Origin of the sequence: Pseudomonas citronellolis, assembly GCF_029335315.1 — a bacterium.
Classification (GTDB): domain Bacteria; phylum Pseudomonadota; class Gammaproteobacteria; order Pseudomonadales; family Pseudomonadaceae; genus Pseudomonas; species Pseudomonas citronellolis_A.
Genome location: NZ_JARJLT010000216.1, coordinates 20,188 through 40,635, shown reverse-complemented (window position 1 = coordinate 40,635; position 20,448 = coordinate 20,188). Strand labels below are relative to the sequence as shown.

The following is a 20,448-nucleotide window of genomic DNA, read 5'->3' as shown; positions in this document are numbered from 1 at the left end:
CGAAAATGCTGTTGCGAGGAGGCCCGGCATGGCCGCAGTCAATAAACTCACCTGCTACTCCGACCCTGCCGATCACTACTGCCATCGCGTGCGCCTGGTGCTGGCGGAGAAGAACGTCCAGGTCGACGTGGTCGAGGTGAAGGCCGGGCACTACCCGCCGAAACTGGCCGAAGTGAACCCCTACGCCAGCGTGCCGACCCTGGTCGACCGCGACCTGGCGCTGTACGAGTCGACGGTGATCATGGAGTACCTCGACGAGCGCTATCCGCACCCGCCGCTGATGCCGGTCTATCCGGTGGCGCGGGCCAACACCCGCCTGCTGATGCACCGTATCCAGCGCGACTGGTGCAGCCTGGTCGACCGTATCCTCGACGATCGTCAGAAGGATGCCGCTCGCGCCTTGGCGCGCAAGGAGTTGCGTGAGAGTCTAACGGGGGTGTCGCCGTTGTTCGCCGAGAAGCCGTACTTCCTCAGCGACGAACTGAGCCTGGTCGACTGCTGCCTGCTGCCGATCCTCTGGCGCCTGCCCCAACTGGGCATAGAGCTGCCGCGCCAGGCCAAGCCGCTGCTCGACTACATGGAGCGGCAGTTCGCCCGCGACAGCTTCCAGGCTAGTCTGTCCACCATCGAACGTGATGTGCGTTAAGGAAATTGATGATGAACTCCAGTCGACCCTACCTCGTGCGAGCCCTCTATGAGTGGATCGTCGACAACGGCTGTACGCCGCATATCCTGGTGAACGCCGAGTTCCCCGGGGTGAGGGTGCCGCCGGGCTACGCCAGCGACGGCCAGATCGTCCTCAACGTGTCGCCCACCGCGGTGCGCCACCTGCAGATGGACAACGAGGCGGTGAGCTTCGAAGGGCGCTTCGGTGGTGTCGCGCAGAACCTGTACATCCCGTCCCAGGCGGTGATGGCGGTCTACGCGCGGGAGAATGGCCAGGGCATGGTCTTCGACCTGGAGCCGCCGGTGCCGGCGGACGACGAAGAGCTGCAGGATGACGGTGGCCCGACCGACGAGCCGCCGCGCCCCAGCGGCCGGCCCAGCCTGAAGGTGGTCAAGTAACCCCTCAGGCGTTCAGGCAAAGAAAAAGGCGATCCGAGGATCGCCTTTTTTATCGACTGCGAAAACCTCAGTCGATGTATTCGAACAGGCGGACGATCTTCTGTACGCCGTTGACGTTCTGCACCACCTGGGTGGCCAGGTCGCCTTCGCGCTTGGTTACCAGGCCGAGCATGTAGACGATGCCGTTCTCGGTGACCACCTTGATGCGCGAGGAGGGCACGTTGGCGTCGGTGAGCATCTGCGTCTTGATCTTGGTGGTCAGCCAGGTGTCGTTGTTGCGGGCCAGCAGCGACGAGGGCTGGATGACCTGCAGCTCGTTGTGCACGGTCTTGACCTTCTGCACGCTGCGCGCAGCCTGCTCGGCCTTGTTCTTCAGATCGGCACGCGGCGTCTGGCCGGCCAGCAGGACCACGCCGTTGTAGCTGATCACCACGATGTGGGAGTTGCGGTCGAGGTCCGGATCGGCCTTGGCGACGTTGACCGCCACCTTGGTCTCGATCAGCGAATCGTCGATGGTGCTGCCGATGGTGCGGGTGCCGCGGTTGTCGTCGATGGGCTCCTCGCGGGTGGCGCTCAGGAAGCTGCTGCAGCCGCCCATGACCAGGGTCAGGGCAAGGAGGCCGGCGAGCTTCAGCGGACTACGAGTCATTCTTCACTCCCGAACAGTTGGCGATCGATGAGGTCGCACAGGCAGTGGATCACCAGCAGGTGCACTTCCTGGATGCGCGCGGTGACCTTGGCCGGAACGCGGATCTCGACGTCCTCGGGCAGCAGCAGCGAGGCCATGCCGCCGCCGTCGCGGCCGGTCAGGGCCACCACCAGCATCTCGCGGTCGTGGGCGGCCTGGATGGCCTGGATGACGTTGGCCGAGTTGCCGCTGGTGGAGATCGCCAGCAGCACGTCGCCGGGCTGGCCGAGCGCGCGGATCTGCTTGGAGAAGACTTCGTTGTAGCTGTAGTCGTTGGCGATCGAGGTGATGGTCGAGCTGTCGGTGGTCAGGGCCACGGCGGGCAGGCTCGGGCGCTCGCGCTCGAAGCGGTTGAGCAGCTCCGAGGAGAAGTGCTGGGCGTCGCCGGCCGAGCCGCCGTTGCCGCAGCTGAGAATCTTGCCTTCGTTGAGCAGGGCGTTGACCATCACCATGCTGGCCTGTTCGATATGCGGAATCAGCACCTCGGTGGCCTGCTGCTTGGTCTCGATGCTGGCATGGAAGAGCTGGCGGATACGGGATTGCATGTCCATCAGGTGTGACCTTTCGTCGGGCGTCTGATCAGGTGTCAAAGGCGTTGGTGATCCAGTTCGGTTGCGCGGGGGTTCCCGCGGTGGGCTGCACCGCCACTACGTCGAACCGGCAGGGGTGCCGGGACCAGCGGGCTTCCTGTTGCAGAAAATGTTCGGCGGCGGCGACCAGGCGTTGGCGCTTGCGCGCATCCACGCTTTCCAGGGCGCCGCCAAAGGCCGGGTTTCGGCGGCAGCGAACTTCGACGAATACTACTGTATCGCCGTCCAGCATGACCAGATCAAGCTCGCCGCGCCGGCATCGCCAGTTCTGCGCCAGCAGGCGCAGGCCATGGCTTTGCAGGTGCTCGCGGGCGAGCTCCTCGGCGCGGCGCCCGAGTGCCTGGGCATCGCCGCGCCTATCGATCAATTGCCGCCGTTCTCCAGCGGTTGCACCTGGCCGTTGCGGAATTCCGCCCAGGGCAGCTGGCGCTGGATGCGTTGGTTGGGCGCCAGGCTGAGGTTGCCGGTCAGGCCGTCGAGTTGCATGCCCGGCAGCGCCTTGAGTTCCGGCAGGCGCGGGGCCAGGCGGTAGGCGTCGGCACCCATGGCGTAGAGGCGGCCGAGGCTGCTGGCGGCCTGTGGCCACTGGGCCACGACCTGCTGGCGCAGCGGGTTGCCGGTCTGCAGCAGCCAGGGCGTCTCGCAGAAGCGGATGCCGTTGAGATCCTGGTCCTGCGCCGGGTTGCTCTGCCCGGTGTAGAGGTTGGAGGTGGCGTAGACCGGCAGGTCGCCGGCGTACTGGAAGGCCAGGGTCGGCTTGATCTGGCGCGCCTGCTGCGGAGTCGAGGCGAGGAAGATGAAGTCGATGTCCTGGCGGCGCGACGGCTGGGTGTCGACGTTGCTGTCGAGCACGCCCTGCAGCTTCTTGGCGCGGCCTTCGCTCTGGCGCAGCTGGAGCAGATCGGCGATCTGCTGGGCCAGCTCCACCGGCTGGTCGACGTGCTCGGCGGCGATCAGGGTGCCGCCGCGGGCCTGCCAGTCACGGCTGAAGGCCGCGAGCACGCGGTCGCCCCAGTCGCCGCGCGGCACCAGGGCCACGGCGCGGCGCATGCCGTCGTCCCAGGCCTTGCGCGCCACTTCGCGGGCTTCGTCCTCGGCCGACAGGCCGAACTGGAACAGCTGTGCCGGGCCGGCCTGGGCGGCGTCGGTGTAGTTCAGCGCCAGGGTGGTGATGGGCAGTTGCGGGCGGTCGCCGAGCTGCTTGACCAGCGGTTTCTCCAGCGGGCCGACCACCAGTTGCACGCCGTCGGCCTGGGCCTGGCGGTAGAAGTCGTCCAGCGAGCGCACCTGGCTGCTGTCGTAGAGCTGGATCGCCGGCTGCTGGCCGCCGCTCTGCTGGGCCTGGTAGTAGGCGGCCATGAAGCCGTCCTGCAGGGCGCGGGCGACGCCGGCCAGTTGGCCCTGCTGGGGCAGCAGCAGGCCGATCTTGTTCAGCGGCTGGGCAGCCAGCGACTTGAGTTTTTCCAGGGCGTCGGGCAGTTGCTTGGCCGCCGGGTGCTGCGGGTTCTGCTTGCGCCAGTTGTCGATGTTGGCCTGCTGTTCCTGCAGGGTGGAGGCGCTCTTCACTACGCTGGCCAGCTCCAGCCAGCCGTTCAGGTCGCCTTCGTTCGGGGTGGGCTGCAGTTGCTCGACCGGCAGGCTGGAGACCAGGCCCCAGATCGCCTCGTGGTTGGCCTTGCTGGCGTCGGCGTTGAGCAGCGGGTCGACGAACACGCGTTCGCGGGCGGCGGCCAGGGCCTGGCCATCGGCGGCCAGGGCCTGGGCCTTGACCAGGCCGCTGCGCGCCTGCTGTTCCACCGGCAGTTCGCCCAGGTGGCTGAAGCTCGGGTGCTCGAAGGCCTTGAGCGCGGCCTTGGGCTTGTTGCGGCCCAGGGCGATCTGTGCGTCCAGGGTGCTGGCGAAGATCTGCTGCGCGGGCTTCAGGCTGTCCATCGGCACCTGCTCGAGGATCTGCGCGGCGCGGGCCAGGTCCTTCTGCTGGTAGGCCAGGTCGGCGGCCGAGAGCTTCAGCAGCACGGCTTCGTCGGGCTTGGCGGTGGCGGCCTGCTGCAGCAGTTGCTCGATGCTGGCGTTCGGCGTGCGCGGCAGTTCGCCGAGGTTGGAAGAGGGCGAGCTGGCGCAGGCGGCCAGCAGGGTGGCCAGGCACAGTGCGGAAAGCGGACGCAGTCGAGCGATCATCATCGGGCTTCTCGTGACGCATTCAAAGAGTCGGCAATTGTACCCAAGGCGGCTGGGCTAGGCGATGGCGGGCGCCGGAAACGGGATACAATGCGGTATTTCCGACCCGCGATAAGGAGTGGTCAGTGACCCTCGGAACCCTGTACGTGGTGGCCACGCCCATCGGCAACCTCGACGACATCAGCGCCCGGGCCCTGCGTACCCTGCGCGAGGTGGCGCTGATCGCCGCCGAGGACACCCGGCACTCGCTGCGCCTGCTGCAGCATTTCGGCATCGAGACGCCGCTGGCGGCCTGCCACGAGCACAACGAGCGCGACCAGGGTGGACGCTTCATCACCCGCCTGCTGGCGGGCGACGATGTGGCCCTGGTGTCCGACGCCGGCACGCCGCTGATCTCCGACCCCGGCTACCACCTGGTGCGCCAGGCGCGCGCGGCGGGTGTGCGGGTGGTGCCCGTGCCCGGCGCCTGCGCGTTGATCGCCGGGCTTTCGGCGGCGGGGCTCGCGTCCGACCGCTTCGTCTTCGAGGGCTTCCTGCCGGCCAAGACCGCCGGGCGCAAGTCGCGCCTGGAAGCGCTGCGCGAAGAACCGCGCACGCTGATCTTCTATGAAGCGCCGCATCGCCTGCTGGAATGCCTGCAGGACATGGCCGAGGTGTTCGGCGAGGCACGTCAGGCGGTGCTGGCTCGCGAGCTGACCAAGACCTTCGAGACCCTCAAGGGGCTGCCGGTGGGCGAGTTGCGCGACTGGGTCGCGGCCGACGCCAATCAGCAGCGCGGCGAGTGCGTTCTGCTGCTGGCCGGCTGGGAGGCGCCGGAGGAGGAGGGCATCGATTCCGAATCACTGCGGGTGCTCGATCTGCTGCTGGCGGAGTTGCCGGTCAAGCGCGCCGCGGCGCTGGCGGCGGAGATCACCGGCGTGCGCAAGAACCTGCTGTACCAGGCGGCGCTGGAGCGCAAGGCCGACTGAGGTCGGGGTGCGCGCTGGCGGATTGCCCTTGCGGCTGGCTGCCGCTGTCGCTACCCTTGGCGGCGGAGAGTCGATTGGACAGTCGCTGCTGTGTGGTTTCCACATGGGGGAGGAAAGTCCGGGCTCCATAGGGCAGAGTGCCAGGTAACGCCTGGGAGGCGCGAGCCTACGGAAAGTGCCACAGAAAATAACCGCCTAAGCGCAATAGCGCCGGTAAGGGTGAAAAGGTGCGGTAAGAGCGCACCGCACGGCTGGCAACAGTTCGTGGCTAGGTAAACCCCACTCGGAGCAAGACCAAATAGGAATCCGTTGCGTGGCCCGCGCTGGATTCGGGTAGGTCGCTTGAGGCGTTCAGTGATGGACGTCCCAGAGGAATGGCTGTCCTCGACAGAACCCGGCTTACAGATCGACTCTCCTCAAATTCCCCACTTCATCCCACAACGACCATTTGTCGCGCGATGGATGAAGTGTAAATCTTAAGAAACTGCTTTAAGTAAGAAAGCCCAGTGTTTTGAAAACACTGGGCTTTTTGCTTTCTCAGACAGTGTCAAAAACCCTGAAATCCCTCCTGAAAGCTCGCTAAATCTCGGTCCTGTAAGGATTTTTCCCTCTGGCCTCGCCTTGACGGTGGGGAGTGCGCATTTCTATAGTGTGCGCAAGTGGTACGAAGTGGGTAAAAGTGGGATCAACTGGCACGGATAGCCAACCACGGGGGGAAACGCAGACGTGTTTCGCGGAGCTAACGCCATCAGTCTCGACGCCAAAGGGCGCCTCGCGATGCCGAGTCGGTATCGTGACGAGCTCGTTTCGCGTTGCAATGGCCAGCTCATCGTCACCATCGATGCCGTCGATCCCTGCCTGACCGTCTACCCCTTGCCCGAATGGGAACTCATTGAAACCAAGCTGCGCGAACTGCCCTCGCTGCGTGAAGAGACGCGGCGTCTGCAGCGCCTGCTGATCGGCAACGCGGTGGATCTGGAGCTCGACGGCAGTGGCCGTTTCCTGGTGCCGCCGCGCTTGCGCGAGTACGCCGGGCTGGACAAGCGGGCGATGCTCGTTGGCCAGCTGAACAAGTTCCAGCTGTGGGACGAAGACAAGTGGAATGCGGTGGCCGAGGCTGACCTGGCCGCCATCAAGCAACCCGGCGGACTGCCGGATGAACTACGCGACCTTATTTTGTGAGCCTGCCTGTGAACGCCACCTACCAACACATCACCGTTCTGCTCGAGGAGGCCGTCGAAGCGCTGGCCCCGGAGTCGGGCCGCTGCTATGTGGACGGTACCTTCGGCAGGGGAGGGCACAGTCGGGCCTTGCTTGGCAGGCTGGACCCGGGCGGGCGGTTGCTCGGGTTCGACAAGGACCCCCTGGCGATCGCAGCGGGGCAAGCACTGGCGGCCGAAGACGGCCGCTTCGTCGTTGTACAACGGTCGTTCGCCGAGATGGGCGAAGAGCTGGCCGCGCGCGGTCTGACCGGGCAGGTCGACGGTGTGCTGCTGGACCTCGGCGTGTCCTCGCCGCAGCTCGATGACCCGGAACGCGGCTTCAGTTTCCTCAACGACGGCCCGCTGGACATGCGCATGGATCCGAGCCGTGGCGTCAGCGCCGCCGCGTGGATCGCCAGCGCCAGCGAAGAAGAAATCGCCCGGGTGTTCAAGGATTATGGCGAAGAGCGTTTCGCCAAGCGCATGGCCCGCGCCATCGTCAACCGTCGCGCGGAGAAGCCCTTCGAGCGCACCGCCGACCTGGCCGCCGTGATCACCGAGGCCAACCCGGCCTGGGAAAAGGGCAAGAACCCGGCTACCCGGGCCTTCCAGGGCCTGCGTATCCACGTGAACAACGAACTGGGTGACCTCGAGCGCGGCCTGGACGCCGCCATGGCGGCGCTGGCCGTCGGCGGTCGCCTGGTGGTGATCAGCTTCCATTCCCTGGAAGACCGCATCGTCAAGCAGTTCATGCGCAAGCACGCCAAGGGCGAGGCGGACAACCTGCCGCGCGACCTGCCGATCCGCGCCAAGGTCTTCGAGCCGAGCCTGAAGCTGCTGGGCAAGCCGCAGTACGCCTCGGAAGCCGAGCTCAAGGCCAACCCGCGCTCGCGCAGCGCGGTGATGCGCGTGGCGGAGAAGCTCAAGTGAGCAGGCTGTTCTCGAAGCGCCTGCCCACCGGCAGCTTCTTCATGCTGCTGCTGTTCATCGGCGTGCTGCTGTCCTCGATTTCGGTGGCCTACAGCGCCTACTGGAACCGCCAGTTGCTGAACAGCCTGTACACCGAACTCAACGTACGCGACAAGGCGCAGGCCGAGTACGGCCGGCTGGTGCTGGAGCAGAGCACCTGGACCGCCTACAGCCGCATCGAGACCCTGGCCACCGGGCAACTGAAGATGCGCGTGCCGGATCCGTCGGAAATCATCATGGTGGCGCCATGAAGCACCTCGACGGCGCCCTCTACCCCTGGCGTTTCCGCGTCGCCATCGGCCTGCTGCTGGTGATGGTGAGCGCGATCGTCTGGCGCATCGTCGACCTGCACGTGATCGACCATGACTTCCTCCAGGAGCAGGGCGACGCGCGCAGCGTGCGGCACATCTCGATTCCCGCCCACCGCGGGCAGATCACCGACCGCAACGGCGAGCCGCTGGCGGTGAGTACGCCAGTCGCGACCCTCTGGGCCAACCCCAAGGAACTCGTCCTCGAACGCGACAAGTGGCCGATCCTGGCCCACGCCCTGGGGGTGACGCGTGAGGCGTTGAGCCAGCGCCTGGAGCAGATGGCCGACAAGGAATTCATCTACCTGGTGCGCGGCCTCACGCCCGAGCAGGGCGAGGCGGTGATGGCCGAGGTCAAGGCCAACAGGATTCCGGGCGTCTACTCCATCGAGGAGTTTCGTCGTTTCTACCCGGCCGGCGACGTCGCCGCCCAGGTGGTCGGCTTCACCGACGTGGACGACCGCGGCCGCGAAGGCGTCGAGCTGTCCTACGACAGCTGGCTGGCCGGCGTGCCGGGCAAGCGCCAGGTGCTCAAGGACCGTCGCGGCCACCTGATCCGCGACCTGCAGGTGACCCGCAACGCCAAGGCCGGCAAGACCCTGGCGCTGTCCGTCGACTTGCGCCTGCAATATCTGGCCAACCGCGAACTGCGCAACGCCATCGTCGAGAACGGCGCCAAGGCCGGCAGCCTGGTGATCCTCGACGTGAAGACTGGCGAAGTGCTGGCCATGGCCAACCAGCCGACCTACAACCCGAACAACCGCCGCGACATGCAGCCGGAGATGATGCGCAACCGCGCCATGATCGACGTCTTCGAGCCGGGCTCGACCATGAAGCCGTTCTCCATGAGCGCGGCGCTGGAAACCGGGCGCTGGAAGCCCAGCGACACCGTCGAGGTCTACCCGGGCACCCTGCAGATCGGCCGCTACACCATTCGCGACGTGTCCAGGACCGAAGGCCCGGTGCTGGACCTGACCGGCATCCTGATCCGCTCCAGTAACGTGGGCATGAGCAAGGTCGCCTTCGATATCGGCGGCGAGGCCATCTACGGTGTGATGCAGAAGGTCGGCCTGGGCCAGGATACCGGCCTCGGCTTCCCCGGCGAGCGCGTCGGCAACCTGCCCAACTACCGCGAGTGGCGCAAGGCCGAGACCGCCACCCTGTCCTACGGCTACGGCTTGTCGGTGACCGCCATCCAGCTGGCCCACGCCTACGCGGCGCTGGCCAACAATGGCCAGACCGTGCCGCTGACCATGGTTCGCGCCGACCGTCAGCCGACCGCCACCCAGGTGATCCCGGAGCAGGTCGCCAAGACCATGCAGGGCATGCTGCAACAGGTGGTCGAGGCGCCGAACGGCGTCTACCGGGCCCAGGTCCCCGGTTACCATGTGGCCGGCAAATCCGGTACCGCGCGCAAGGCCCAGGTTGGCACCAAGGGCTACGCCGAGAACTCCTACCGCTCACTGTTCGCCGGCTTCGGGCCGATGAGCAACCCGCGTTTCGTTGTGGTCGTGGTCATCGATGAACCGAGCAAGGCCGGCTATTTCGGCGGCCTGGTATCGGCACCGGTGTTCAGCAAGGTGATGTCCGGCACGCTGCGACTGATGAACATTCCGCCGGACAACCTGCAGACTACCCCGCAGCAAACCGCCACTGCTGCGCCCGTCAAAGGAGGGCGTGGCTGATGCCGATGAGCCTGAACCAACTGCTGCCGCAGGCCGAAACCGGCGTGCTGATCCGCGAGCTGACCCTGGACAGCCGCGCGGTCAAGCCCGGCGACCTGTTCCTGGCCATCCCCGGCGCCTTGCATGACGGTCGTGCGCACATCGCCGACGCCGTCGCGCGGGGCGCCGCCGCCGTGGCCTACGAAGCCGAGGGCGCCAGCGTGGCTCCCGCCGGCGATACGCCGCTGGTCGCCATTCGCGGCCTGGCCGGCCAGCTGTCGGCCATCGCCGGGCGCTTCTATGGCGAGCCCAGCCGTGGCATCGAACTGATCGGCGTGACCGGCACCAACGGCAAGACCAGCGTTAGCCAGCTGCTGGCCCAGGCCCTGGACCTGCTCGGCGAGCGCTGCGGCATCGTCGGCACCCTGGGCTGCGGTTTCCACGGCGCCCTGGAAAGCGGCAAGCACACCACCCCGGACGCCCTGGCCCTGCAGGGTACCCTGGCGCGCCTGAAGCAGGCCGGCGCCCGCGCCGTGGCCATGGAAGTCTCTTCCCATGGCTTGGAGCAGGGTCGCGTGGCCGCCCTCGAATTCGATGTCGCGGTGTTCACCAACCTGTCCCGCGACCACCTCGACTACCACGGCACCATGGAGGCCTACGGCGCCGCCAAGGCCCGCCTGTTCGCCTGGCCGAACCTGAAGTGCCGGGTGATCAACCTGGACGACGCCTTTGGCCGCCAGTTGGCCGCCGAAACCCACGAATCGCGGCTGATGGGCTACAGCCTGGAAGACCCCAGCGCCTTCATCCATTGCCGCGAAGCGCGTTTCAGCGACGCCGGCGTCGAAGCCCTGCTGGTCACCCCCAAGGGCGAAGGCGTGCTGCGCAGCTCGCTGCTCGGCCGCTTCAACCTGAGCAACCTGCTGGCGGTGGTCGGTGGCTTGCTCGGGCTGGACTACCCGCTGGGCGACATCCTCAAGGTGTTGCCGCAACTCGAAGGCCCGGTGGGCCGCGTGCAGCGCCTGGGCGGCGGCGACAAGCCACTGGTGGTGGTCGATTACGCGCACACTCCGGACGCCCTGGAGAAGGTCCTGCTGGCTTTGCGCCCGCACGTCCACGGCCGGCTGCTGTGCCTGTTCGGCTGTGGCGGCGACCGCGACCGCGGCAAGCGCCCGATCATGGCCCAGGTGGCCGAGCAGCACGCCGACGGCGTGCTGGTGACCGACGACAACCCGCGTAGCGAAGACAGCGCGCGGATCATCGAAGACATCCGCGCCGGTTTCGCCAACCCGCAGGACGTGCGTTTCGTTTCCGGCCGCGGCGCGGCCATCGCCGAGCTGATCGCCGGTGCCGGCGTCGACGACGTGGTGCTGCTGGCCGGCAAGGGCCACGAGGATTACCAGGAGATCGCCGGCGTCCGCCATCCGTTCTCCGATCTGCAAGAAGCCGCCAAGGCGCTGGCTGCCTGGGAGGTGAAGAAAGATGCTTAAGCCGCTGCTGCTCAGTGAAGTCGCCGGGGCCCTGGAAGGCCGCGTGCTGGGTGCCGATGTCGGGTTCGACGCGGTGAGCACCGACAGCCGCGCCATCGAGGCCGGCCAGTTGTTCGTCGCCCTGAGCGGGCCGCGCTTCGACGGTCACGACTACCTGGCCGATGTCGCCGCCAAGGGCGCCGTCGCCGCCCTGGTGCAACGCGAAGTCGCAGGCGCGCCGCTGGCCCAGCTGCTGGTGGCCGACACCCGCGAGGCCCTGGGCCGCCTGGGTGCGCTGAACCGCGCGGCCTTCACCGGCAAGGTGGCGGCGGTGACCGGTTCCAGCGGCAAGACCACGGTCAAGGAAATGCTCGCCAGCATCCTGCGGACCCAGGGCGAAGTCCTGGCCACCCGTGGCAACCTGAACAACGACCTGGGCGCGCCCCTGACTCTGCTGCAGATCGGCGCGCAGCACCGCAGCGCGGTGATCGAACTGGGCGCCTCGCGGGTCGGCGAGATCGCCTACACCGTCGGCCTGACCCGGCCGCAGGTGGCCATCATTACCAACGCCGGCACCGCCCACGTTGGCGAGTTCGGCGGCCAGGACAAGATCGTCCTGGCCAAGGGCGAAATCCTCGAGGGCCTGGATGCCGACGGCACCGCCGTGCTCAATCTCGACGACCGCGCCTTCGACACCTGGAAAACCCGCGCCGCCGGCCGCCGCGTGCTGAGCTTCGCCCTGCGCGACGGCGGCGCCGACTTCCGCGCCGCCGATCTGCAGCGCGACGCCCGTGGCTGCGTCGGCTTCAGCCTGCAAGGGCTGGCCGGCGAAGCCCGCATCCAGCTCAACCTGCTGGGCGAGCACAACGTCGCCAACGCCCTGGCCGCCGCCGCCGCCGCCCACGCCCTCGGCGTGCCGCTGGTCGGGATCGTCCAGGGCCTGGAACAACTGCAGCCGGTCAAGGGGCGCGCGGTAGCCCAGTTGGCGAGCAACGGCATGCGGGTGATCGACGACAGCTACAACGCCAATCCGGCGTCAATCTGCGCGGCCATTGATATACTCGCCGGCTTTTCCGGCCGGACCGTCCTGGTCCTCGGGGACATGGGTGAACTGGGCGCCTGGGCCGAGGCCGCGCACCGTGAGGTGGGCGCCTACGCCGTGGGCAAGGTCGCCGCGCTCTATGCCGTCGGTCCGCTGATGCGCAACGCCGTCGAGGCGTTCGGCGCCGCGGGCCGGCACTTCGCCGACCAGGCCGGGCTGATCCAGGCCCTGGCCGGCGAACCATCGACTACCACCATTCTGATCAAGGGTTCCCGCAGCGCGGCGATGGACAAGGTCGTCGCGGCGCTGTGCGCTTCCACCGAGGAGAAACATTAATGCTGCTGCTGCTCGCCGAGTACCTGCAACAGTTCTACAAGGGCTTCGGCGTCTTCCAGTACCTGACCCTGCGCGGCATCCTCAGCGTGCTGACCGCGCTCGCCCTGTCGCTGTGGCTGGGCCCGTGGATGATCCGCACCCTGCAGATCCGCCAGATCGGTCAGGCCGTGCGCAACGACGGCCCGCAGTCGCACCTGTCGAAGAAGGGCACCCCGACCATGGGCGGCGCCCTGATTCTCACCGCCATCGCCATCAGCACCCTGCTCTGGGCTGACTGGTCGAACCGCTACGTCTGGGTTGTGCTGGCCGTGACCCTGCTGTTCGGCGCCGTCGGCTGGGTCGATGACTACCGCAAGGTGATCGAGAAGAACTCCCGCGGCCTGCCGAGCCGCTGGAAGTATTTCTGGCAGTCGGTGTTCGGCCTGGGCGCGGCAATCTTCCTGTTCCTGACCGCCGAGACTCCGGTGGAAACCACTCTGATCGTGCCGATGCTGAAGAACGTCGAGATCCCGCTGGGCATCGGCTTCGTGGTGCTGACCTACTTCGTCATCGTCGGTTCGAGCAACGCGGTGAACCTGACCGACGGCCTCGACGGCCTGGCGATCATGCCGACGGTGATGGTCGGCGGCGCCCTGGGCATCTTCTGCTACCTGTCGGGCAACATCAAATTCGCCGAATACCTGCTGATCCCCAGCGTTCCGGGGGCCGGCGAGCTGATCATCTTCTGCGCGGCCATCGTCGGCGCGGGGCTGGGCTTCCTGTGGTTCAACACCTACCCGGCGCAGGTTTTCATGGGTGACGTCGGCGCGCTGGCCCTGGGCGCCGCGCTGGGCACCATCGCGGTGATCGTCCGCCAGGAAATCGTGCTGTTCATCATGGGCGGGGTGTTCGTCATGGAGACCCTGTCGGTGGTCATCCAGGTCGCCTCCTTCAAGCTGACCGGAAAACGGGTGTTCCGCATGGCGCCCATCCACCACCACTTCGAACTCAAAGGCTGGCCGGAGCCGCGCGTGATCGTGCGCTTCTGGATCATCACGGTGATTCTCGTGCTGATCGGCCTGGCCACGTTGAAACTGCGTTGAGGGCAGAGCGAGCATGAGCCTGATCGCTTCGGACAATTTCCGCATCGTTGTCGGCCTCGGCAAGAGCGGCATGTCGCTGGTGCGCTTCCTGGCGCGCCAGGGCGTGCCTTTCGCCGTCGCCGACACCCGCGCGAATCCGCCGGAGCTGGCCACCCTGCGCGCCGAGTACCCGAGCGTGGAAGTGCGTTGCGGCGAGCTCGACGCCGAGTTCCTCTGCCGCGCCAGCGAGCTGTACGTCAGCCCCGGCTTGTCGCTGCGGGTTCCGGCGCTGATCGAGGCCGCCGCCCGTGGCGTGCGCCTGTCCGGTGACGTCGACCTGTTCGCCCGCCACGCCAAGGCGCCGATCGTCGCCATCACCGGCTCCAACGCCAAGAGCACCGTGACCACCCTGGTCGGCGACATGGCGGTGGCGGCCGGCAAGCGCGTCGCCGTCGGCGGCAACCTCGGCACCCCGGCGCTGGACCTGCTGGCCGATGATGTCGAGCTGTACGTACTGGAGCTGTCGAGCTTCCAGTTGGAGACCTGCGAGCGCCTGGGCGCCGAAGTCGCCACCTGCCTGAACGTCAGCGAAGACCACATGGACCGCTACGACGGCATGGCCGACTATCACCTGGCCAAGCACCGCATCTTCCGCGGCGCCCGCCAGGTGGTGGTGAACCGCGCCGACGCCCTGAGCCGTCCGTTGATCGCCGATAACGTGCCGTGCTGGACCTTCGGCACCAACAAGCCCGACTTCAAGGCATTCGGCCTGGTCGAGGAGGGCGGTGAGAAGTGGCTGGCCTTCCAGTTCGAGGCGCTGATGCCGGCGCGCGAGCTGAAGATCCGTGGCGCGCACAACCAATCCAACGCCCTGGCCGCCCTGGCCCTGGGCCACGCCGTCGGCCTGCCGTTCGAGCCGATGCTGCGGACCCTGCGTGAATTCGCTGGCCTGGCCCACCGTTGCCAGTGGGTCGGCGAGCGCGCCGGGGTGAGCTACTACGACGATTCCAAGGCCACCAACGTCGGCGCCGCGCTGGCCGCCATCGAGGGCCTGGGCGCCGATATCGATGGCAAGCTGGTGCTGCTCGCCGGCGGCGATGGCAAGGGCGCGGACTTCAGCGCCCTGCGCGAGCCGGTGGCGAAGTTCTGCCGCGCCGTGGTGCTGCTCGGCCGCGACGCCGAGCTGGTAGGTGCCGCCCTCGGCGACGGCGTGCCGCAGGTCCGCGTGAAAACCCTGGAAGACGCGGTGCGCCAGGCCGCCGAGCTGGCCGAGGCGGGCGACGCCGTGCTGCTGTCGCCGGCCTGCGCCAGCCTGGACATGTTCAAGAACTTCGAAGAGCGCGGCCGCCTCTTCGCCAAGGCCGTGGGGGAACTCGCCTGATGTTCTCCTTCCTGCGCCCCTATCCGTCCCCGCTGATCAGCCGCAACGGCATCGATCTGGACTTCCCGCTGCTCGCCGGTTGCCTGGCGCTGCTCGGCCTGGGTCTGGTGATGGTGACCTCGGCGTCTTCGGAAGTGGCGGCGGCGCAGTCCGGCAACCCGCTGTACTTCTCGGTGCGCCACCTGATCTACCTGGCCATCGGCTTCGTCGCCTGCGGCGTGACCATGATGACGCCGATGGAGACCTGGCAGCGCCACAGCTGGAAGCTGCTCGGCGTGGCCTTCGTGCTGCTGGTGGCGGTGATCACTCCCGGCGTCGGCCGCGAGGTCAACGGTTCCATGCGCTGGATCGGTTTCGGCCTGTTCAACATCCAGCCCTCGGAGATCGCCAAGGTCTTCGTGGTGGTGTTCATGGCGGGCTACCTGGTGCGACGCCAGCACGAGGTGCGCGAAAGCTGGCTGGGCTTCTTCAAGCCGTTCGCCGTGCTGCTGCCCTTCGCCGGCCTGCTGCTGCGCGAGCCGGACTTCGGCGCCACCGTGGTGATGATGGGCGCCGCGGCGGCCATGCTGTTCCTGGGCGGCGTCGGCCTGTTCCGCTTCGGCCTGATGGTGGCCCTGGCGGTGGGCGCGGTGGCGCTGCTGATCTGGACCCAGCCCTACCGGATGGCGCGCCTGACCAACTTCAGCGACCCCTGGGCCGACCAGTTCGGCGCCGGCTACCAGCTCAGCCAGGCGCTGATCGCCTTCGGCCGTGGCGGCTGGATGGGCATGGGCCTGGGCAATAGCATCCAGAAGCAGTTCTACCTGCCCGAGGCACACACCGACTTCGTATTCGCCGTGCTGGCCGAGGAGCTGGGCATCGTCGGCGCCCTGGCCACCGTCTGCCTGTTCGTCTTCGTTGGTCTGCGCGCGCTCTACATCGGCATCTGGGCCGAGCAGGCCAAGCAGTATTTCTCCGCCTACGTGGCCTACGGCCTGGCCTTCCTGTGGATCGGCCAGTTCCTCATCAACGTCGGCGTGAACGTCGGCCTGTTGCCGACCAAGGGCCTGACCCTGCCGTTCCTCAGCTACGGTGGCTCGTCGCTGGTCATCTGCTGCGGCTCCCTGGGCATGCTCCTGCGCATCGAATGGGAGCGGCGCACCACGGTGGGCAGCGAAGAATTCGAATTCACCGAGGAGGACTTCGCCGATGAAAGGTAACGTCCTCATCATGGCCGGCGGTACCGGCGGCCACGTGTTCCCGGCGCTGGCCTGCGCCCGCGAGTTCCAGGCGCGCGGCTACGCCGTGCACTGGCTGGGCACCCCGCGCGGCATCGAGAACGAGCTGGTGCCCAAGGCCGGCCTGCCGCTGCACCTGATCAACGTCAGCGGGCTGCGCGGCAAGGGCCGCAAGGCGCTGCTGCGCGCGCCCTTCGACCTGCTCAAGTCGCTGTTCCAGGCCCTGGGCCTGATGCGCCAGCTGAAGCCGGTGTGCGTGCTCGGCCTGGGTGGCTATGTCACCGGCCCCGGCGGCCTGGCGGCGAAGCTGAGCGGCGCGCCGCTGGTGATCCACGAACAGAACGCCGTCGCCGGCACCGCCAACCGTGGCCTGGCGCCGCTGGCCAAGCGCGTCTGCGAAGCCTTCCCGGACACCTTCCCGGCCAGCGCCAAGCGCCTGACCACCGGCAACCCGGTACGCGCCGAGCTGTTCCTCGACGCAAACGCCCGCGCCGAGCTGGGCGGGCGCAAGGTCAACCTGCTGGTGCTGGGCGGCAGCCTGGGCGCCGAGCCGCTGAACAAGCTGTTGCCCGAAGCGCTGGCGCTGATTCCCGCCGAGCAGCGCCCGGCGATCCGCCACCAGGCCGGTCGTCAGCATGACGGGGTGACCGCGGAGCGTTACGCGCAAGCGGGTGTCGAAGCCGAGGTCGCTCCGTTCATCGGCGACATGGCCGCGGCCTACGCCTGGGCCGACCTGGTGATCTGCCGCGCCGGCGCCCTGACCGTCAGCGAGCTGACCGCCGCCGGCCTGCCGTCCTTCCTGGTGCCGCTGCCCCACGCGATCGACGATCACCAGACCCGCAATGCCGAATTCCTGGTACGGGAGGGCGCCGCCCGCCTGCTGCCGCAAAAGTCTACCGGCGCCGCCGACCTGGCCGCGCAGCTGTCCGAGGTATCGATGCATCCCGAATCCCTGAAGCAGATGGCCGCCAGCGCCCGGCGCCTGGCCATGCCCGAGGCTACCCGCACGGTGGTCGACGCCTGCCTGGAGGTGGCCCGTGGTTAAGGAACCCAACGGCATCACCCGCACCATGCGTCGCATCCGTCGCATCCACTTCGTCGGCATCGGCGGCGTGGGCATGTGCGGTATCGCCGAAGTGCTGCTGAACCTCGGTTACGAAGTCTCCGGTTCCGACCTCAAGGCCTCGGCCGTTACCGAGCGCCTGGAGAAATTCGGCGCGCAGATCTTCATCGGCCACCGCGCCGAGAACGCCGATGGCGCCGACGTGCTGGTCGTTTCCAGCGCCGTGAACAAGGCCAACCCGGAAGTCGCCGCCGCCCTCGAGCGCCGCGTGCCGGTGGTGCCGCGCGCGGAAATGCTCGCCGAGCTGATGCGCTACCGCCACGGCATCGCGGTGGCCGGTACCCATGGCAAGACCACCACCACCAGCCTGATCGCCTCGGTGTTCGCCGCCGGTGGACTGGACCCGACCTTCGTCATCGGCGGTCGCCTGAACGCCGCCGGCACCAACGCGCAGCTGGGCACCAGCCGCTACCTGGTGGCCGAGGCCGACGAGAGCGACGCCAGCTTCCTGCACCTGCAGCCGATGGTCGCCGTGGTCACCAACATCGACGCCGACCACATGGATACCTACGGCGGCGACTTCAACAAGCTGAAAAAGACCTTCGTCGACTTCCTGCACAACCTGCCGTTCTATGGCCTGGCGGTGATGTGCGTGGACGACCCGGTGGTCCGCGAGATCCTCCCGCAGGTGGCGCGCCCGGCCGTGACCTACGGCCTGAGCGAGGACGCCGACGTCCGCGCCATCAACATCCGCCAGGAAGGCATGCGCACCTTCTTCACCGTGCTGCGTCCGGAGCGCGAGCCGCTCGACGTCTCGGTGAACATGCCCGGCCTGCACAACGTGCTGAACTCTCTGGCGACCATCGTCATCGCCACCGACGAAGGCATCTCCGACGAAGCCATCGTCCAGGGCCTGTCCGGCTTCCAGGGCGTCGGCCGGCGCTTCCAGGTCTACGGCGAACTGCAGGTCGACGGCGGCAGCGTGATGCTGGTCGACGACTACGGCCACCACCCGCGCGAAGTCGCGGCGGTGATCAAGGCCGTGCGCGGCGGCTGGCCGGAGCGGCGCCTGGTGATGGTCTACCAGCCGCACCGCTACACCCGCACCCGCGACCTCTACGAGGACTTCGTGCAGGTGCTCGGCGAGGCCAACGTGCTGCTGCTGATGGAGGTCTACCCGGCCGGCGAGGAAGCGATTCCCGGCGCCGACAGCCGCCAGCTGTGCCGTAGCATCCGTCAGCGCGGCCAGCTCGATCCCATTTACCTGGAGCGCGATGGCGACCTCGCCGCGCTGCTCAAGCCGTTGCTGCGCGCCGGCGACATCCTGCTCTGCCAGGGGGCCGGTGACATCGGCGGCCTGGCTCCGGCCCTGATCAAGAACCCGATGTTCGGCGGCGACGCCCCGAGGAAGGCGTAATGAGCGACACACTCGAATCCACTCTCGACCCCCGCGCCTTTGGCCGCGTCGCCGTGCTGTTCGGCGGCAAGAGCGCCGAGCGCGAGGTGTCGCTGAAATCCGGCGGCATGGTCCTCAAGGCCCTGCAGGACGCCGGTGTGGACGCCTTCGGCATCGACGTGGGTGACGACCTGCTGCAACGCCTGGTGAGCGAGAAGATCGACCGCGCCTTCATCATCCTCCACGGTCGTGGCGGTGAAGACGGCAGCATGCAGGGCCTGCTGGAAGTCGCCGGCATTCCCTACACCGGCAGTGGCGTACTGGCCTCGGCCCTGGCCATGGACAAGCTGCGCACCAAGCGCGTGTGGCTGAGCCTCGGCCTGCCGACCCCGGCCTACGCGGTCCTGGCCAGCGAAGACGATTGCCGTCGCGCCGCCACGGAACTGGGCTTCCCGCTGATCGTCAAACCTGCCCATGAAGGTTCCAGCATCGGCATGGCCAAGGTGGACGGCGTGGAAGCGCTGATCGAAGCCTGGCGCAGCGCCGCCGAATACGACTCGCAAGTGCTCGTCGAACAGTGGATCAGCGGCCCCGAGTTCACCGTGGCCAGCCTGCGCGGCCAGGTGCTGCCGGTGATCGGTCTGGGCACTCCGCACAGCTTCTACGACTACGACGCCAAGTACCTGGCCAACGACACCCAGTACCGCATCCCCTGCGGCCTCAGCCCCGAGAAGGAGCGCGAGCTGCAAGACCTGACCGCGCGCGCCTGCGAGGCGCTGGGCATCCAGGGCTGGGGGCGGACCGACGTGATGCAGGACGCCGAGGGGCGTTTCTGGCTGCTTGAAGTCAACACCGCACCGGGCATGACCGACCACAGCCTGGTGCCCATGGCCGCGCGCGCGGCCGGCCTGGATTTCCAGCAACTGGTGCTGGCGATCCTCGCCGACAGCGTCGAGGCAAGGGGGTAAGACCATGAACGGCGCGATGCTCCGCCACTCGCAACCCGGAATCGGCCGCGTGCCTGCGCGCAAGCCGGTGCCGCGCGGCGCCAGCCGCCTGGTGGCGAAGGAGCCGATCAGCGCTCGCCTGCCGAGGCCCAGCTTCGGCTTCCTGCGCATCCTGATGTGGCCGTTGCTGCTGGCCGTGCTGGGCTTCGGCGCCTACCAGGGGGCGCAGTACGTGCTGCCCTACGCCGACCGCCCGATCGCCAAGATCAACGTCGAGGGCGACCTCAGCTACATCAGCCAGCAGGCGGTGCAACAGCGCATCGCGCCGTTCGTCTCGGCCAGCTTCTTCACCATCGACCTGGCCGGCATGCGCCAGGAGCTGGAGCAGATGCCCTGGATCGCCCACGCCGAAGTCCGCCGTGTCTGGCCGGACCAGGTGGTGATCCACCTGGAAGAACAGCTGCCGGTGGCCCGCTGGGGCGACGAGGCGCTGCTGAACAACCAGGGCCAGGCCTTCGCCCCGCACGAGGTGTCGCACTACGAGCACCTGCCGCGCCTGTCCGGCCCGCAGTTCGCCCAGCAGAAGGTGATGCAGCAGTACCAGATCCTCAGCCAATTGCTGCGGCCGCTGGGCTTCACCATCGCCAGCCTGGAGATGAGCTCGCGTGGCGCCTGGACCCTGAACACCGCCCAGGGCGTGGAAATCGTCCTGGGCCGCGACCACACGGTCGAACAGATCCGCCGTTTCGTGACCATCTACGAGAAGGCGTTGAAAGAACAGATAGCCAAGATCGCGCGCATCGACATGCGCTACCCCAACGGCTTGTCCGTGGCGTGGCGCGACCCGCTGCCGCAGACGGACGTGGCCCAGGCCACGCCCGCGCAGTGATTTGAGGAGACAGCAATA

The 20,448-nt window shown here is 67.7% G+C and carries 20 protein-coding genes and 1 other RNA gene; 17 read left to right on the top strand and 4 right to left on the bottom strand.

Features of this window, described 5'->3' with window-relative positions; genetic code table 11:
• The first annotated feature begins 28 nt into the window (after positions 1-28).
• Together P3W75_RS17295 and P3W75_RS17290 are read left to right on the top strand one after the other, a co-directional pair.
• Positions 29-646 carry a glutathione S-transferase N-terminal domain-containing protein gene (locus tag P3W75_RS17295; RefSeq protein ID WP_276228537.1) on the top strand — a complete coding sequence of 206 codons (618 nt, stop codon included), beginning with the start codon at positions 29-31 and terminating at the stop codon, positions 644-646.
• Positions 647-657: 11 nt separating this feature from the next.
• Positions 658-1,065, top strand: a complete 408-nt coding sequence (locus P3W75_RS17290) for a ClpXP protease specificity-enhancing factor (protein ID WP_276228536.1) — start codon at positions 658-660, stop codon at positions 1,063-1,065.
• Between the two features lie 67 nt (positions 1,066-1,132).
• Here P3W75_RS17290 and P3W75_RS17285 read toward each other — a convergent pair whose 3' ends face one another.
• Genes P3W75_RS17285 through P3W75_RS17270 form a run of 4 tightly spaced genes read right to left on the bottom strand, consistent with a single transcriptional unit; the run spans position 1,133 to position 4,521 of the window.
• Positions 1,133-1,714 carry a BON domain-containing protein gene (locus P3W75_RS17285; RefSeq protein WP_276228535.1) on the bottom strand — a complete coding sequence of 194 codons (582 nt, stop codon included), beginning with the start codon at positions 1,712-1,714 and terminating at the stop codon, positions 1,133-1,135.
• Entirely contained in the window at positions 1,711-2,304 is a 594-nt protein-coding gene (locus P3W75_RS17280) for a phosphoheptose isomerase (RefSeq protein WP_043254599.1), read from the bottom strand. The genes P3W75_RS17285 and P3W75_RS17280 overlap by 4 nt, the downstream gene beginning before the upstream one ends.
• 28 nt (positions 2,305-2,332) lie before the next feature.
• Positions 2,333-2,710 (bottom strand): YraN family protein, encoded by a 378-nt coding sequence (locus tag P3W75_RS17275; protein ID WP_276228534.1) that lies wholly within the window; start codon positions 2,708-2,710, stop codon positions 2,333-2,335.
• Positions 2,707-4,521, bottom strand: coding sequence for a penicillin-binding protein activator (locus P3W75_RS17270; RefSeq protein WP_276228539.1), 1,815 nt, complete (start codon positions 4,519-4,521; stop codon positions 2,707-2,709). Before P3W75_RS17270 ends, P3W75_RS17275 begins: the two co-directional genes overlap by 4 nt.
• 125 nt (positions 4,522-4,646) lie before the next feature.
• Between P3W75_RS17270 and rsmI the strand changes: the two genes are divergently transcribed.
• The 15 genes from rsmI (at position 4,647) to P3W75_RS17195 (ending at position 20,430) form a co-directional block, all read left to right on the top strand.
• A complete protein-coding gene (gene rsmI, locus P3W75_RS17265; protein WP_276228533.1) occupies positions 4,647-5,489 on the top strand; it encodes a 16S rRNA (cytidine(1402)-2'-O)-methyltransferase in 843 nt (280 codons plus the stop codon).
• Positions 5,490-5,555: 66 nt separating this feature from the next.
• An RNA gene (rnpB, locus tag P3W75_RS17260) (RNase P RNA component class A) lies at positions 5,556-5,907 on the top strand.
• Between the two features lie 308 nt (positions 5,908-6,215).
• Positions 6,216-6,671 carry a division/cell wall cluster transcriptional repressor MraZ gene (gene mraZ / locus P3W75_RS17255; protein WP_276228532.1) on the top strand — a complete coding sequence of 152 codons (456 nt, stop codon included), beginning with the start codon at positions 6,216-6,218 and terminating at the stop codon, positions 6,669-6,671.
• An 8-nt stretch (positions 6,672-6,679) separates the two neighbouring features.
• On the top strand, positions 6,680-7,621 hold the full coding sequence (gene rsmH / locus P3W75_RS17250) for a 16S rRNA (cytosine(1402)-N(4))-methyltransferase RsmH (RefSeq protein ID WP_276228531.1): 942 nt from the start codon (positions 6,680-6,682) through the stop codon (positions 7,619-7,621).
• A complete protein-coding gene (gene ftsL, locus P3W75_RS17245) occupies positions 7,618-7,911 on the top strand; it encodes a cell division protein FtsL (RefSeq protein ID WP_276228530.1) in 294 nt (97 codons plus the stop codon). The genes rsmH and ftsL overlap by 4 nt, the downstream gene beginning before the upstream one ends.
• Positions 7,908-9,653 (top strand): peptidoglycan D,D-transpeptidase FtsI family protein, encoded by a 1,746-nt coding sequence (locus tag P3W75_RS17240; RefSeq protein WP_276228529.1) that lies wholly within the window; start codon positions 7,908-7,910, stop codon positions 9,651-9,653. Before ftsL ends, P3W75_RS17240 begins: the two co-directional genes overlap by 4 nt.
• Positions 9,653-11,119, top strand: coding sequence for a UDP-N-acetylmuramoyl-L-alanyl-D-glutamate--2,6-diaminopimelate ligase (locus P3W75_RS17235; protein ID WP_276228528.1), 1,467 nt, complete (start codon positions 9,653-9,655; stop codon positions 11,117-11,119). The genes P3W75_RS17240 and P3W75_RS17235 overlap by 1 nt, the downstream gene beginning before the upstream one ends.
• Positions 11,112-12,476 (top strand): UDP-N-acetylmuramoyl-tripeptide--D-alanyl-D-alanine ligase, encoded by a 1,365-nt coding sequence (locus P3W75_RS17230; RefSeq protein ID WP_276228527.1) that lies wholly within the window; start codon positions 11,112-11,114, stop codon positions 12,474-12,476. The genes P3W75_RS17235 and P3W75_RS17230 overlap by 8 nt, the downstream gene beginning before the upstream one ends.
• Complete coding sequence (gene mraY, locus P3W75_RS17225) at positions 12,476-13,558, top strand: phospho-N-acetylmuramoyl-pentapeptide-transferase (protein WP_276228526.1); 1,083 nt, start codon at positions 12,476-12,478, stop codon at positions 13,556-13,558. The genes P3W75_RS17230 and mraY overlap by 1 nt, the downstream gene beginning before the upstream one ends.
• 13 nt (positions 13,559-13,571) lie before the next feature.
• A complete protein-coding gene (murD, locus tag P3W75_RS17220) occupies positions 13,572-14,918 on the top strand; it encodes a UDP-N-acetylmuramoyl-L-alanine--D-glutamate ligase (protein ID WP_276228525.1) in 1,347 nt (448 codons plus the stop codon).
• Positions 14,918-16,117, top strand: a complete 1,200-nt coding sequence (ftsW, locus tag P3W75_RS17215) for a putative lipid II flippase FtsW (protein WP_276228524.1) — start codon at positions 14,918-14,920, stop codon at positions 16,115-16,117. The genes murD and ftsW overlap by 1 nt, the downstream gene beginning before the upstream one ends.
• On the top strand, positions 16,107-17,180 hold the full coding sequence (gene murG, locus P3W75_RS17210; protein WP_276228523.1) for an undecaprenyldiphospho-muramoylpentapeptide beta-N-acetylglucosaminyltransferase: 1,074 nt from the start codon (positions 16,107-16,109) through the stop codon (positions 17,178-17,180). Before ftsW ends, murG begins: the two co-directional genes overlap by 11 nt.
• Positions 17,173-18,615 (top strand): UDP-N-acetylmuramate--L-alanine ligase, encoded by a 1,443-nt coding sequence (murC, locus tag P3W75_RS17205; protein ID WP_276228522.1) that lies wholly within the window; start codon positions 17,173-17,175, stop codon positions 18,613-18,615. Before murG ends, murC begins: the two co-directional genes overlap by 8 nt.
• Complete coding sequence (locus P3W75_RS17200; protein WP_276228521.1) at positions 18,615-19,562, top strand: D-alanine--D-alanine ligase; 948 nt, start codon at positions 18,615-18,617, stop codon at positions 19,560-19,562. Before murC ends, P3W75_RS17200 begins: the two co-directional genes overlap by 1 nt.
• Before the next feature lie 4 nt (positions 19,563-19,566).
• Positions 19,567-20,430, top strand: coding sequence for a cell division protein FtsQ/DivIB (locus tag P3W75_RS17195; protein WP_276228520.1), 864 nt, complete (start codon positions 19,567-19,569; stop codon positions 20,428-20,430).
• Positions 20,431-20,448 lie beyond the last annotated feature (18 nt).

Excerpts from the sequence above, each read along its gene's own strand:
- mraY (WP_276228526.1), top strand. The coding sequence starts at position 12,476 with ATGCTGCTGCTGCTCGCCGAGTACCTGCAACAGTTCTACAAGGGCTTC.
- P3W75_RS17280 (WP_043254599.1), bottom strand. The coding sequence starts at position 2,304 with ATGGACATGCAATCCCGTATCCGCCAGCTCTTCCATGCCAGCATCGAG.
- P3W75_RS17235 (WP_276228528.1), top strand. The coding sequence starts at position 9,653 with ATGCCGATGAGCCTGAACCAACTGCTGCCGCAGGCCGAAACCGGCGTG.
- P3W75_RS17195 (WP_276228520.1), top strand. The coding sequence starts at position 19,567 with ATGAACGGCGCGATGCTCCGCCACTCGCAACCCGGAATCGGCCGCGTG.
- murD (WP_276228525.1), top strand. The coding sequence starts at position 13,572 with ATGAGCCTGATCGCTTCGGACAATTTCCGCATCGTTGTCGGCCTCGGC.
- murG (WP_276228523.1), top strand. The coding sequence starts at position 16,107 with ATGAAAGGTAACGTCCTCATCATGGCCGGCGGTACCGGCGGCCACGTG.
- P3W75_RS17230 (WP_276228527.1), top strand. The coding sequence starts at position 11,112 with ATGCTTAAGCCGCTGCTGCTCAGTGAAGTCGCCGGGGCCCTGGAAGGC.
- ftsW (WP_276228524.1), top strand. The coding sequence starts at position 14,918 with ATGTTCTCCTTCCTGCGCCCCTATCCGTCCCCGCTGATCAGCCGCAAC.
- P3W75_RS17200 (WP_276228521.1), top strand. The coding sequence starts at position 18,615 with ATGAGCGACACACTCGAATCCACTCTCGACCCCCGCGCCTTTGGCCGC.
- P3W75_RS17290 (WP_276228536.1), top strand. The coding sequence starts at position 658 with ATGAACTCCAGTCGACCCTACCTCGTGCGAGCCCTCTATGAGTGGATC.
- P3W75_RS17270 (WP_276228539.1), bottom strand. The coding sequence starts at position 4,521 with ATGATCGCTCGACTGCGTCCGCTTTCCGCACTGTGCCTGGCCACCCTG.
- P3W75_RS17285 (WP_276228535.1), bottom strand. The coding sequence starts at position 1,714 with ATGACTCGTAGTCCGCTGAAGCTCGCCGGCCTCCTTGCCCTGACCCTG.
- P3W75_RS17240 (WP_276228529.1), top strand. The coding sequence starts at position 7,908 with ATGAAGCACCTCGACGGCGCCCTCTACCCCTGGCGTTTCCGCGTCGCC.
- P3W75_RS17295 (WP_276228537.1), top strand. The coding sequence starts at position 29 with ATGGCCGCAGTCAATAAACTCACCTGCTACTCCGACCCTGCCGATCAC.